Raw genomic sequence first — 12,839 nt, forward strand, 5'->3', positions numbered from 1 at the left:
GATACCCGGGAGACGGCCATAAAAAAGGCCCGCCGAGGCGGGCCATGACCGGAAGGTGCTAGCTTCAAGGGTCAATCAGAGGGCGAGGAACAAGCCTGCCAGCGCGGCGCTCATCAGGTTGGCGAGCACCCCTGCCAATATGGCTCGCATGCCGTAGCGAGAGATGAATGCCTTGCGTTCCGGCACCATGGCCCCCAGGCCACCGATCAGGATCGCCATGGAGGAGATATTGGCGAAGCCACACAGGGCAAAGGTGACGATGGCCTTGCTCGAGGCGCTCAGGGTCTGATCCTGCACCAGGGCGATGAAGGCGACGAACTCGTTGATGACTACCTTGGTGCCGATAAGCGCCCCCGCCGCCTGGGCCTGATCCCAGGGCACACCGATGAGCCAGGAGACGGGGGCAAACAGCCAGCCCAGGATGATCTGGAAGCTCAGCTCCCAGCCAAACAGAGCACCACCCCAGCCGAGCAGGCCGTTGAGCAGGGCGATCACCCCGACGAAGGCCAGCAGGGTGGCCCCCACGGCAACCGCAATATTGAGGCCAGCCATGGCGCCGTCGGCCGCAGCCTCGATCACGTTGGTGGCACGGGGGATCTCCACGTCCTGATGGTGATCCTGCTCATGCTCGGCCGGGGGCACCAGGATCTTGGCCATGGCCAGACCCGCAGGCGCCGACATGAAGGCCGCGGCGATCAGGTATTTCAGCTCCACCCCCAGGCTGGCGTAGCCCACCAGGGTGCCACCGGCAACCGAGGCCAGGCCGCAGCTCATCACAGCGAAGAACTGGGAGTCGGACATCCTGGCGAGATAGGGTTTGACCACCAGGGGCGCCTCCACCATGCCGACGAAGATGTTGGCGGTGGCGGAGAGGCTCTCGGCCCGGCCCGTTCCCAGCAGCCGTTGCAGGCCGCCGCCCAGCAGGGCAATGATCCGCGGCATCAGACCTATGTGGTAGAGGATGGCGATGACGGCGGAGAAGAAGATGATGACGGGCAGCACGTTGAACGCAAAGATGAAGCCCAGCTTGAACTTGGCAAGATCCCCGAACAGGAAGGCGATCCCCTCCTGGCCGTAACCGATCACATGGCTCACGCTCTCGCTGACGGCGTTGAGCACCCGCTGCCCGGCCGGCAACCAGAGCACCAGGGCGGCGAAGACCACCTGCAGGCAGAGGGCGCCCCCCACTGTTCTCAAGGGAACACGACGACGGTTATCGGAGCAGAGGGCGGCGAGCGCCAGGATACAAAGCATGCCGAGCAGGGCGATCATGGGGGACTCCATCAGGGATTTTCGATGGGCGCGGATTCTGCGCGCCCCTGCCCAGCACGGCAAGTGCGCCTGCGTTACAGCCCTGTTAGCAAAAACGTTTGCCCCGCTCGGGTTTCGCCAACTGCCTGATTTGGCTCGATTTTGGGATCAGGCGAAAACCAGCGTTTCTTGATGGAAACAATTATTCCTCCACGCCGGACAATTTGCCCCCGACCCAGGGGGCGAGCCGCCGCGCCCAATAGGGCTCCTGGCCGAACCCCTCCTTGAGAAAATCGATGAACAGACGGATCTTGGGATCCAGGTGTTCGCGCCTGGCATAGACGGCGTGCACCGCCATCTTCTGGCTCGGGCGCCAGTCCGGCAGCAGGGGGATCAGGGCGCCCGATTGCAGCTCCTTGTCCAGCAGGTAGTTGGCGATATAGGCCACCCCCAACCCGGCCAGGGCGGCATCGCGCACCGCCTCCGCCAGATCCACCCGATAGTTGCCCGCCACCTGCACGCTCTGGCGCTCCTTCCCCTTGCGAAAGTGCCACTCGTGGTAACGCCGCTCCCGGCTCTGGTAGGTGATGCAGTTGTGGTGGATCAGATCCTTGGGGGTCAGCGGGGTGCCGTGGCCGAGCAGATAATCGGGCGAGGCCACCAGCACGAAGCCGATGTCGGCCAGACGCTGGCCTATCAGCCCCTCCGGCTTGTCTTCATAGGTGGTGATCCAGAGATCCAGCCCCTCATCCACCAGGTTGGTCTTGTGGTCGAACAGGGAGACCTCCAGCTCCAGATCGGGGTAGCGCTGCTGGAACGCCTTGAGCCGCGGGATCACATGGAGTCGGCCGAAGGACTGGCCCACCCCAAGGTGGAGCACGCCGCTCACCTTGCCGCGCCGATCCGCCACCATGGATTCGGCCTCCAGCGCCACCGCCACCAGGGCGCGGCAGTGGCGGGCATACTCCTGACCCAGCTCGGTCAGGGCGAAGCGGCGGGTGGTGCGCTGCACCAGCTGGGCCCCCAGCTCGGCCTCGAGCTGGGCCAGCTGCTTGCTGATATGGGACTTGGAGACGCCAAGGCGCCTGGCGGCGGCGGAGATGCCCTGCTCGCGAACCAGGGCATCGAAGATCAACATCTGCGGTAATCGGTGCAGCACGGGGTCACCAGGTTGGAGGGTGGGCCTCCATTATTCCAGAGCCGCCCGATCAGGGGTAGGGCCGCGTCCCCCTTGCGGGCTGGCGCCCTGCCCATGACGTCATGATAGAACCCCGGGGCCCCTGCCTGGCACTTGGGTGGCTAGCGGCCGAGTGCCTCCTTGAGCTCCCGCTGCAGGGGGTCGGCCACCGGACTCTGTCTGGCACCATAGCTGCCGATAAGCTGGCCATCACGACCCACCAGGTACTTGTGAAAGTTCCAGTTGGGAGCATCCCCGTCGGCCGCGGCGGCCAATCCCTTGAACAAGGGCGCCGCATCCGAGCCCCGTACCGCCACCCGGTTGAACATGGGAAAACTGACCCCGTAATCCCGGCGACACACCTCGGCGGTCTTGTTCTCGTCATCGGCCTCCTGCCAGAAGTCATTGGAGGGAAAGCCCAGCACCATCAATCCCTCCGCCTTGTGATCCTGATAGAGCCGCTCCAGATCCCGGAACTGGCCGCTGTAACCACAATAGGACGCGGTATTGACCACCAGCACCACCTTGCCCTCGGTCAGCTGGCAGAGGTTGTGGCGCTGGGTGCTGTTGAGCTCCCGCATCTCCACGTTGAAGTAATCGGGACAGGCGGCGGATGCCATCCCGCTCCCCAGCAGCAACCACAAGGCACTCCATTTCATCGCCAGCACTCCTCTTCGGTTTATCCGTCATACTCGACGCCCGCCCGCCGGGTTCACTCTCAATAAAGCGCAATGCCGGTCAGCCAGCCATGGCCCCAGAAGAGGAGCAGGGTGTATGCCGCCAACCCCAGGGCCAGCGTCACCAAGGTGCCCTGCCAGTTCGCCTCGGGTCTGGGTACCTGGCCCCAGTCACGAAGCGATATCCAGATGATGCTGACGATTGCCCAGACGCCCAGGCCGCCAAACAGCACCAGGGAGCGGGCCTCGGCATTGACCAGCAGATGGGTACCACTCCAGATCAGCACCCCAATCAGCTGGGGATGGCGCAACCAGCGCCGAAAATGGTTCGGCCCCTGGCCGGCGAAGAAGAGGATCAGGGCCAGCGGCATCAAGCCCTGGACGGCCATGGGCCCCCAGGAGGGCAGGAAGTAGAGCGGCATGGGATAGAGGCTGCGCCAGCCGGCGATGATGAGGGCGATGGCCACCAGCAGCAGCAGGGAGAAACAGCCCTTGTAGCGGTTCTCCCCCAGCCGCGCCCTGAGCCTGGCGCGATGGGCCCGGGCGAAGCAGGGATAGAGGTGTACCAGCGTGAACAGCAGCACACCCAGGATCAGCATCAACATGGTCACCTCCTCGTCGTCAGGCATCACTATGACGCAAACGGGCCCGCTGGCCTACAGAAACCACTGGGCCCGCGGGGCAGAACAGAGGAGAAAAAGATACCGGCCAGAGGCCGGTATTGGAAAACGCCACACAGGGTGTGACGACGGGATCAGAGGCCCAGTCGGTAGAGGGCCGCCACGTTGCGGGCCGTGAGCTGCAGATTGGTGGTGGCGGTGGCCAGCGCCTCCGGCAGGGACATGGCCCGGTTGACCACGGCGAACACCGCATCCAGCCCGTGCTCGTGCACCACGCCGCAGTCGTCGGTGAGGCAACCGGCGATGCCGATCACCGGCTTGCCGAATTGCTTGGCGCAGCGGGCCACCCCGATGGGCGTCTTGCCGTGGATGGTCTGGCTGTCGATGCGCCCCTCCCCTGTGATCACCAGATCCGCATCGGCCACCGCCTCGGCCAGCTTCAGCGCCTCGATGACGATCTGGATGCCGGGTTTGAGTTCGGCGCCGAGCAATCCTACCAGGGCGGCCCCCATGCCACCGGCAGCCCCCGTGCCCGGGATCTCCTTCACCTGGCGGCCCAGGGCCTGCTCGATGCAGTCCGCGTAGCGGGCCAGATTGGCATCCAGCTCGGCCACCATCTCTGGGGTGGCGCCTTTCTGGGGACCGAACACGGCGGACGCCCCTTTCGGGCCGCACAGCGGATTGTCCACGTCGCAGGCCACCTCTATGGTGAGCCCGGCCAGACGGGAGTCCAGCCCGCTCAGGTCGATGGTGGAAAGCTCACCGAGACCGGCGCCGCCCAATGCTATGGGGCTGCCATCCGCTTTCAGGAGCTTGCCGCCGAGGGCCTGGATCATGCCGGCGCCGCCGTCATTGGTGGCGCTGCCGCCGATGCCGAGGATGAGGTGGTTCACCCCCATCTCCAGCGCGGCCAGGATCAGCTCGCCGGTGCCGACGCTCGAGGTGAGCCGCGGATTGCGCTGCTCGGGCGCCACCAGATGCAGGCCGGAGGCCGCCGCCATCTCGATCACGGCCCGCTTGCCATCCCCCAGCAGACCGACGAAGCCCTGCACCCTGTTGCCGAGGGGGGCGGTCACCTCGACCGGCAGGATGCGGCCACCGGTGGCATCCACCAGGGACTGCACCGTGCCTTCGCCGCCATCGGCCATGGGCAATTTGACATAGGTGGCATCCGGCAGCACCTGCTTGAAACCGGCCTCGATGGCATCGGCCACCGCCATGGCGCTCAGGCTCTCCTTGAATGAATCGGGGGCAATAACAATTTTCATATCAATTCCTTAGGCGAGGCCAAACACGCCAAACATCAGGGTGGAGACAACGGCAATGGTGAGACCGACCGCGGTTTCGTAGGGGATGAGCTTGAGCCGCTCGCCCACACCCATGTGGACGCTGCCGCCGGTGGCATGGAAGAAGGAGCCGTGGGGCATGTGGTCGAACACGGTGGCGCCGGCGTGGATCATGGCGGCCCCCGCCAGACCGCTCACCCCAAGTTCAATCAGAGTGGCGCTGAACACGTTGGAGGCCACCACGGTACCGGCGGTGGTCGAGGCGGTCGCCAGCGACATCAGGGCGCCGGAGATGGGGGCCAGCAGGTAGGAGGGCAGGCCGGAGGCGGTCAGACCGCTGATCAGCACATCCTTCAGACCTGAGTTGGCGATGATGCCCGCCAGAGTCCCCGTACCCAGCAGCATGATGGCCACCGGCGCCATGCGGGCCAGGCCCGAAACCGCAAACTGGTTCACCTTGCGAAACTTGCCCATCATGAGAGCCCCCACCAGGCCGCCGAGGGGCAGCGCAATGAGCGGATCCACCACTATGCCGGCGACGGGACGCAGGGCCAGCAGCAGGATGGCCACCAGAGGCGCACTGATGGCGGCGGCAAAGCCCGGCAGTTTGGTGCCCTCGAAACTCACCACCTCGTCGGCGGCCACCTTGCTGCCTTTGTTGTTCAGACGCTTGGCCAGCCAGTAGGCCATCACCAGACCGAACAGACCCGGAATGATGCCGGCCGCCATCACGGAGGTGAGGGGCAGATGGAAGGCGTCAGCCGCCGCGATGGCGTTGGGGTTGGGGGACATGACGTTGCCCGCCTTGCCGCCCCCTATCATGGCCAGCAGTATGGCCGGCTTGGAGAGATCGGCACGGCGGGCGATGGCCAGCGCGATGGGGGCGACCGTGATGACGGCCACGTCCACGAAGACGCCGACCGCGGTCAGGATCAGGGTGGCCAGGGCCAGAGCCAGCAGGGCCCGGGTCTCGCCCAGTTTCTTGACGATGGTCTCGGCGATCGTGGTGGCGGCCCCCGATTCGATGAGCACGCCGGCCAGCACGCCCGCCGCCAGGATCCGCATCACCGCCGTGGTGATCCCCTGGGCGCCGCCGATCATCAGGGCGACGGTCTGGGTCAGGTCGGCGCCACCAATCAGGCCACCAGCCAGGGCGCCGACTATCATGCCGTAGGCGGGCGGCACCTTCTTCAGGATGAGGAAGATGGCGATGGAGAGTGCCGCGAGGGCACCAAGGGCGGTAACCGGGATCATGACGAGCACCTTGAGCTGTGAAGATGCTCGCCATTATCGGGATCCGGCGCGGGAAAGCTTTGTAAAAAATGCCAAAAAGCAGTCAGGAGAATGATGCCTTTTTGTCATAAGTGACAATTCAATCGCCGAGATTGAGCCCGAGATAGAGCAGGAACTTGTCGTCTAACTTGTTGAAATGCAAACCGGTTATCTGCTCTATCCGGCTCAGCCGATAGCGCAGGGTATTAGGGTGGATGAACAGCGTTTCAGCACAGGGATGCAGATCACAATCCTGCAAGAAATAGTGGCGCAGCGTCTTTTGCAACACCCCCTTGCGGTCCGCCTGGGCCAGCTTTTGCAGCGGAGCCCGCAGCTGATCCGCCTGCCAGGAGTCCGCCAGGCTGCCGAGCAGCACAGGCAGACGGTAATCCTCGAAGAAGTAGACCTGCTTGCGCGGCGCCTGGCGCATGCCAAGGCGCAGGGTATCCCGCGCCGTCTGATAGGAGCGGGCCAGACCGCCTGTGCCTGCGAAGTAGTCCCCCACCCCGATGCGCACCTTGAAATGGGGAATACGGGAGAGCAACTGCCGGATGCGGCTGCGCTCCTGGGACGATTGCCAGACTCCCTGCTCCAGCTGGGCCGGTTTGAGTACCACTATCTCGTCCAGGCCATTGATGGCCACCAGGTTGTCCCGCTGCGGGTACTCCAGCAACTCCACCAGTTCCCTCATCTGGGCGGGCTCGGCCTCCTCCAGCGCCAGCACGGCCACCACCCTGGGCTGGGCGAGATCCAGACCGAGGAAACGGGCCGCCTGTTGCAGCTGATCCACCCGTCCCTCGCCGCGGATGAGCTGCAGCACCAGCTCCTCCTTGTGGCGCTTGTCCCATTGCAGCTGCTCGGTGAGCGCCGCCTGCTCCAGGATAAGCTCGGCCGTCATCCTCACCAGCTCGGCGTAAGCGCGCACTATGTCCGGATCCCCAGAGATGCCGATGACCCCGAGCAGCTCCCCCTGATAGGCGATGGGCAGATTGATGCCGGGCCTCACCCCCTTGAGCTGCTGGGCGGTGGCGTCGCTTATTTCCACCACCCGGTTCTCGGTCAGGGCCAGCACGGCCCCCTCGTGGCGCTGGTGCAGCCGCTCCGGATTGCCGGAGGCGATGATAAGCCCCCGTTCGTCCATGACGTTGACCGAGAACGACAGTATCTTCATCGCCCGGCTCACTATCTGCCGGGCGAGCTGTTCATTGAGTTGCACATTGGACTCCTGTGACGCGCTCCCCTGTTCGCCTCGGCACCCTGAACGTCACATCATCAAGACAAGCGAGGAGGGGATCGCTAGAATAGGCCACTTTACTCCAAGTGACGCCGGAATCGGTATCCGCGCCGTCCCCTGGAGTGCTCGCTCCTGTCGAGCGGGCATCCAGCCGCGAGAACACCTCTATGGATTATGAATTTCGCCGCGATCCCTTCGGTGGCTATCGCGCCCGCTTCTCCATGGGCCATGAGGCCATCGGCCAGTGGCTGATCGACGAGGTGGGCAAGGACGAGGAGAAGCTCGACGCGCTGTTCGCTGTCATCGACCAGCTGTCTTGTCGCAGCCTGGCGGAGTACAAGCTGCTGGGGGGCGACTATTCGCTGCTGCTGACCCAGGAGGAGGCCGAAGTGAAGGCCAATGTCCTCAATATCGAGCAGGACGAGGATCTCGACGATCTCGCCTACTACGATGATGAACAGCTGGCCATGTGCGGGCTGGAAGACTTTGCCCAGGTACTGACCTCCTGGCGTGCCTTTATCCGCAACGAGGATATGGGCTGACACATTTCGGGCCAAGCGCCCATTGCAACCAACAGGATTGACCATGTCCATTTACGATTTTGATGACGAACTGCCGGAAGACGAAGAACAGGAATCCAGCCAGAAAGCCGCCGTGCCTGCCAAGAAGAAAGGCAAGCAGGTGATGAACACCCAGGTAAACCTGAGCCCGCGCGATGCCAGCCGGCTCAACGGCCTGCACGTCGAAGCCATCACCACCCTGGACGATGTCAGCCTGCCGAAGAACGTCATCTTCAAGGCCGGCCTCATTGCCCTGGGCGAACTGGAAGCCAGCAAGCGCGCCGATATCATCGCCCGCGTCATCGCCGAATCAGGCCGATAAGCCCCTGGGCGCGCCGGCAACCAGCCAGCGTCGCCGGGTTTCTCGCGAACCTGGCCAGATCCCAAAGCCGGAGCCTCAGCTCCGGCTTTTTTATTGCCCGGCGCGAACGCAAAGCAGAAGCGGGAAGGGATCCGACCAGTCTCTCCCGCCTTGTGCGGGAGGCCAGGGATCGTTAAGGTGCGCCCCTCGCACAAGGAGACTCAATGCTGCCACTACCTGACACTCTCATCTGGGGCGCCCTGGGGCTGGCCGTGCTGCTCTGCCTCGCCCGCCAGCGCCTGCCCGGCCTCATGCTGCTGGGGGTATCCCTGCTGCTGGCCTTCTGGCTGGAACGCATCACGCCTCCCGCCCTGCTGTTTACCCTGGCGGGCCTGGTGCTGGCCTGGCGCACCCCCGCCCTGTCCTCCCCCTGGCGCGGCGTCGCACTGGCGCTGGTCCTGGCCTGGGCACTGGCCCTGATGCTGCATCTGGTGCCGGGCTTTGCCAATCTCAAGGTGCTGGATCGGGTACTGGCCGGCCCCGCCAGCGTGCCCTTCACCCTCTACCTCAATCTGGACAAGCCGCTGATCTTCTTCGCCCTGCTGCTGGCCTTGCCCGGCCTGCTCGGCCCAGGCGGCCCGGTGCGTTGGCGCCCCCTGGTCCTGCTGAGTCTGCCACTGGCCGCTCTGCTGATCACCGCCTGGCAGCTGGGGGCCCTCAGGCTCGAAGCGGGACTGCCCCACTGGTGGTGGCTGTTTGCCCTGAACAACCTGCTGTTCACCTGCGTGGCGGAAGAGGCGCTGTTTCGCGGCCTGATCCAGCAGGGGATAGCCGCACGCAGCCGGGTCTGGCTTGGCGTGCTGGCCGCCAGCCTGCTGTTCGGCGCCGCGCACCTGGCCGGTGGCCCGCTGCTGATGCTGTTCGCCGCCCTGGCGGGGGCTTGCTACGGCCTGGCGTTCCAGCTGAGCGGCCGCCTCGCTGTCGCCATCCTCCTCCACTTCCTGTTCAACTTCGCCCACCTGGCCCTGTTTACCTACCCCCTGGCCAGCCGCTGATCACCGGCGCCCCGCCCGGGGCGCCATGCTCGAGCTTCCATCCTGCCCGTCCGCACCGCCCCAATCATCTCCCTGGCGCCAGAGTGATGATTTATTGACCCAAGCCAAGATGGTGTCATCTCGGCCCCATAGAATGAACCAGTCACAATCACCACAATAAAAATCTAATTATCAGTTACATGGCTCATTCAGGATGCACACATGATGACAACCCGACGGGAGGAGGAAATTCGTTTCCCCGACCACCTATCACTGATCTCGACCACGGATCCCGCCAGTCACATCACCTATGCCAACCAGCACTTCTGTGACGTCGCCGGCTACAGCGCCGCAGAAATGGAAGGGGAGCCCCACAATCTGGTGCGCCACCCAGACATGCCCAGGGCGGCCTTCGCCGACATGTGGCAGCGACTGCGCCAGGGCAAGAGCTGGATGGGGCTGGTCAAGAACCGCGCCAAGAGCGGCCACTTCTACTGGGTCAACGCCTATGTCACGCCGATCCTCAACGAGCAGCGGCAGATCATCGAATACCAGTCGGTCCGCACCCGGCCGCAGGATCATGACATCGCCTGGGCAGAGCGGCTCTATGGCCGCATCCGTGACGGCAAGGCGCTGCCCTGGCTGACCCGGCTGAACCTGGAGCCTGGCCATCTCACCCTGCTGCTGTCCGCCACCGCCCTGGCCGGCGTCGCCGCCAGCCTGGCCACGGGTGAGCCAGGCTGGAGCTGGGCCCCCCTGCTCTGTTTGCTGGCCCAGATGGGCCATGGCTGGCAGCTGCAACGGCGGCTTGCCCGCTTGCTGGCCATGGCGGGGGAGCAGCAGGGCACGCCCCTTAGCCAGCTGCTCTATGGCAGGCGGCGGGACAGCCTGGCGGCCATCGAACTCTTGCTGCGCATGAAGAAGGCCGAGCTGCGGGCCGTGGTGGGCCGCAGCGCCGACACCAACCAGCAGATCCTGCAGGCGGCGGAGGACGACAGGGGGCATATCCAGGCCATAGACACCCACCTGCAACAGCAGCGGGATCAAAGTCAGCGACTGGCCGCGGCCATCACAGAGCTCAATGGCGCCATTCGTGACGTGGCCAGCAGCGCCCATGAAGCCAGTGCGCTGGTGAGCGAGGTGCAGCAGGTCTCTACCGAGGGGTTGCAGACCCTGGCCATCACCCAGTCATCGGTAGACCAGCTCCATCAGGAACTTGATGACAACCACCAGAGGCTGGCCCGCCTGACAGACGACAGCCAGAAGATCAGCGGGATCCTGGAGGTGATAGGCCAGATTGCGGATCAGACCAACCTGCTCTCCCTCAACGCGGCCATCGAGGCGGCCCGGGCCGGCGAACAGGGGCGCGGCTTTGCGGTGGTGGCCGACGAGATCCGGGCCCTGGCCCAGAAGACCCGCAGCGCCACCGGCGAGATCAGCGACATGATAGGGGCGCTGCAGCAGAGCACACGGCAACTCGCCCACGGCATGAGTCAGGGGGCCCAGACCTCGGAGCGCTGCCAACGGCATGTGGGCACCACGGCCGAGGTACTCAACCAGATCAATCTCATGCTGACCCGGGTGACCCATACCAGCGACGAGATTGCCCAGGCCGTCAGCCAGCAGGTGGATGTGACCGGCAGGCTGGATCAGGGGATCCAGCAGATCCACCAGCTGGCGAGCCACACCGCAGACAACAGCCGTCAGGCCCTGGATGGCATCACCCTGCTGGTGGAGCGGCTGCACAACCTCTCCCGCCTGATCAACCAGTTCCACGACTGAGGCTTGCGGGGCGCGCCAGCCGCCGCATCAGTGCCATGACACCTGCGCCATAAAAAAGGGCCCGCATGGGCCCTTAACGTTGATCAGGCCGTCAGGCCAGCGGGTAGCTCGCCGCCAGCCCGTTCTCGCAATGCCAGTTCGCCCACAGCTTGTCGTCACTGCCCATCAGCAGGGTGGCGAAGTTGCGGGTGCGCAGGTAGAGGGGGGCGCCGAACGGCTTGAGCAACTCGGCGCGGATCAGCCGGTTCTCGTCGAGGTACTCGGGATCGTCGTTGGTCATGGCGAGGATCCCCATCCACTGGAACTGGGTGGGGCAAGGGTGGACTATGCCGGAGGAAACCAGCTGGTGCACATTGACCACCCCCTCCCGCTTGTCCTGGATGACGCCAAGGCAGCCCACGTGCACGTCGCCGGAGAGGATCAGGGTCTTGCTGTGCTGACCCTGCCGGCGCCTCAGCCTGGCGTTGTCCAGCAGCCGCATGATGAGGCGGGCCCGCTCCCCCTGATGGGACTTGGCGCGCCAGTGATCCTTGAGATCGTCGGTCAGCTCTTCCTCCCAGGGGGTGGCATCCAGCGCCGCCTCGGTGAAGGAGAAGTCGCGATAGACCACGGGTACCCCTGCCATCACCAGCAGGTGACCCGTGTCACAGGCCGCCAGGGCCCCGTTGATCTGATCCCACTGGGACTGGCTCATCACCTGGTTCAGGGTGCGGTTGGCCCGGTTGTCGAGCGCCAGGATCTGGTAGCCCCGAAAGCCGAGCCGCCAGGAGTGATGATTCAGAGCCTTGTCCAGCAGAGTCCCGTTGGCATCGCCGCGCAGCTGGAACAGCCGGAAGTACTTGGCAGCGGCGGCATAGATGGCCTGATAGACCTCGCAGCGCTGCAGATCCTCCGGGTAGCTGCCCCAGCCGTCGAAGATGTCGTGATCGTCCCACATCATGGCGCTCGGCACCCGGGCCAGCATGAAGGCGACCTCGAGGCGTCCCCACTGCTTGCAGTAGAGCTCGCAATAGAAGCGGTCGAGCTGCTCCACCATGGTCCGCGTCGCCTTGCGCCTGACCTTCTCCTCCCGATCCAGCTCGTTCCAGGCCTTGAGGGTCGGCACGCTCGTCCAGAGGGAGTCGGCATAGACCTGATCGCCCCCCATCAGCAGCAGGGAGAAGGGGTGCGCCTTGTGCTGCGCGGCCAGCTTGTCCCACATGGCGTAGGGAGCCGGGGTGGAGGTGAGCAGCTTGAAATCGGAGAAGCCGTTGCAGGAGGCGTAGCCTATTCGCACATGCTCCTTCTTGCCCGGCAGATAGAACTGCCATTTATCGTGTCCCGCCAGATCGTACGCCGGTTTCTGATCCAGCAGGATCTCGTAGTCGACGGGGGTGCCGGCCTTGCTCTTGGGACTGGCCTGCCAGACGAGCCGCCAGAAGCCCCCTTTCGGGGTGTCCGCCTGCTTGCTGGCGGCCAGGACTTCGCCGTTGATCCTCACGGCCGCGCTCTTGCAACCGGCCTCTGCCATAAAACAGACGCTGTATTCGGTCTCTGACTCGAGGCCCAGCAGGGGGCCCATTACCAGACGGGTCATTCGTCATCCCTCCATGGTGAAATCCATGGAGCATAGCGAAGAGAGCCTGATTTGATAGTGACCAGCTGG

Annotated in this window: 12 protein-coding genes; 4 read left to right on the forward strand and 8 right to left on the reverse strand. The window is 64.6% G+C overall.

Annotated elements, in window-relative coordinates:
- Nucleotides 1–75 precede the first annotated feature (75 nt).
- The 7 genes from BN1119_RS05815 to BN1119_RS05850 form a co-directional block, all read right to left on the reverse strand.
- The gene (locus tag BN1119_RS05815) at nucleotides 76–1,272 is read right to left on the reverse strand and encodes a NupC/NupG family nucleoside CNT transporter (protein WP_041995191.1); all 1,197 of its coding nucleotides are present in this window, start codon (nucleotides 1,270–1,272) and stop codon (nucleotides 76–78) included.
- 181 nt (nucleotides 1,273–1,453) lie between these two features.
- Complete coding sequence (locus BN1119_RS05825) at nucleotides 1,454–2,389, reverse strand: LysR family transcriptional regulator (RefSeq protein WP_041995195.1); 936 nt, start codon at nucleotides 2,387–2,389, stop codon at nucleotides 1,454–1,456.
- Between the two features lie 161 nt (nucleotides 2,390–2,550).
- Complete coding sequence (locus tag BN1119_RS05830; RefSeq protein WP_041995196.1) at nucleotides 2,551–3,087, reverse strand: glutathione peroxidase; 537 nt, start codon at nucleotides 3,085–3,087, stop codon at nucleotides 2,551–2,553.
- A gap of 59 nt (nucleotides 3,088–3,146) precedes the next feature.
- Nucleotides 3,147–3,710 (reverse strand): NnrU family protein, encoded by a 564-nt coding sequence (locus tag BN1119_RS05835; protein WP_041995198.1) that lies wholly within the window; start codon nucleotides 3,708–3,710, stop codon nucleotides 3,147–3,149.
- 149 nt (nucleotides 3,711–3,859) lie between these two features.
- The gene (locus BN1119_RS05840) at nucleotides 3,860–4,993 is read right to left on the reverse strand and encodes a glycerate kinase (RefSeq protein WP_041995200.1); all 1,134 of its coding nucleotides are present in this window, start codon (nucleotides 4,991–4,993) and stop codon (nucleotides 3,860–3,862) included.
- A gap of 9 nt (nucleotides 4,994–5,002) precedes the next feature.
- Nucleotides 5,003–6,265 (reverse strand): GntP family permease, encoded by a 1,263-nt coding sequence (locus tag BN1119_RS05845; RefSeq protein WP_041995202.1) that lies wholly within the window; start codon nucleotides 6,263–6,265, stop codon nucleotides 5,003–5,005.
- A 118-nt stretch (nucleotides 6,266–6,383) separates the two neighbouring features.
- Nucleotides 6,384–7,499: a sugar diacid recognition domain-containing protein gene (locus BN1119_RS05850; protein ID WP_041995204.1), complete on the reverse strand. Its 1,116-nt coding sequence runs from the start codon at nucleotides 7,497–7,499 to the stop codon at nucleotides 6,384–6,386.
- A 185-nt stretch (nucleotides 7,500–7,684) separates the two neighbouring features.
- Between BN1119_RS05850 and BN1119_RS05855 the strand changes: the two genes are divergently transcribed.
- The 4 genes from BN1119_RS05855 to BN1119_RS05870 all read left to right on the forward strand — a co-directional run bounded on the left by BN1119_RS05855 (nucleotide 7,685) and on the right by BN1119_RS05870 (nucleotide 11,194).
- Nucleotides 7,685–8,059: a YacL family protein gene (locus BN1119_RS05855; protein ID WP_041995206.1), complete on the forward strand. Its 375-nt coding sequence runs from the start codon at nucleotides 7,685–7,687 to the stop codon at nucleotides 8,057–8,059.
- A 43-nt stretch (nucleotides 8,060–8,102) separates the two neighbouring features.
- Nucleotides 8,103–8,399, forward strand: coding sequence for a hypothetical protein (locus BN1119_RS05860; protein ID WP_025325671.1), 297 nt, complete (start codon nucleotides 8,103–8,105; stop codon nucleotides 8,397–8,399).
- 203 nt (nucleotides 8,400–8,602) lie between these two features.
- On the forward strand, nucleotides 8,603–9,433 hold the full coding sequence (locus BN1119_RS05865) for a CPBP family intramembrane glutamic endopeptidase (protein ID WP_041995211.1): 831 nt from the start codon (nucleotides 8,603–8,605) through the stop codon (nucleotides 9,431–9,433).
- 201 nt (nucleotides 9,434–9,634) lie between these two features.
- Nucleotides 9,635–11,194 carry a methyl-accepting chemotaxis protein gene (locus BN1119_RS05870; RefSeq protein ID WP_041995213.1) on the forward strand — a complete coding sequence of 520 codons (1,560 nt, stop codon included), beginning with the start codon at nucleotides 9,635–9,637 and terminating at the stop codon, nucleotides 11,192–11,194.
- A 91-nt stretch (nucleotides 11,195–11,285) separates the two neighbouring features.
- Here BN1119_RS05870 and BN1119_RS05875 read toward each other — a convergent pair whose 3' ends face one another.
- Nucleotides 11,286–12,770: an alkaline phosphatase D family protein gene (locus BN1119_RS05875; protein ID WP_041995215.1), complete on the reverse strand. Its 1,485-nt coding sequence runs from the start codon at nucleotides 12,768–12,770 to the stop codon at nucleotides 11,286–11,288.
- Nucleotides 12,771–12,839 lie beyond the last annotated feature (69 nt).

Source organism: Aeromonas bivalvium, assembly GCF_000819765.1.
In the GTDB taxonomy this organism is placed as follows: Bacteria; Pseudomonadota; Gammaproteobacteria; order Enterobacterales; family Aeromonadaceae; genus Aeromonas; species Aeromonas bivalvium.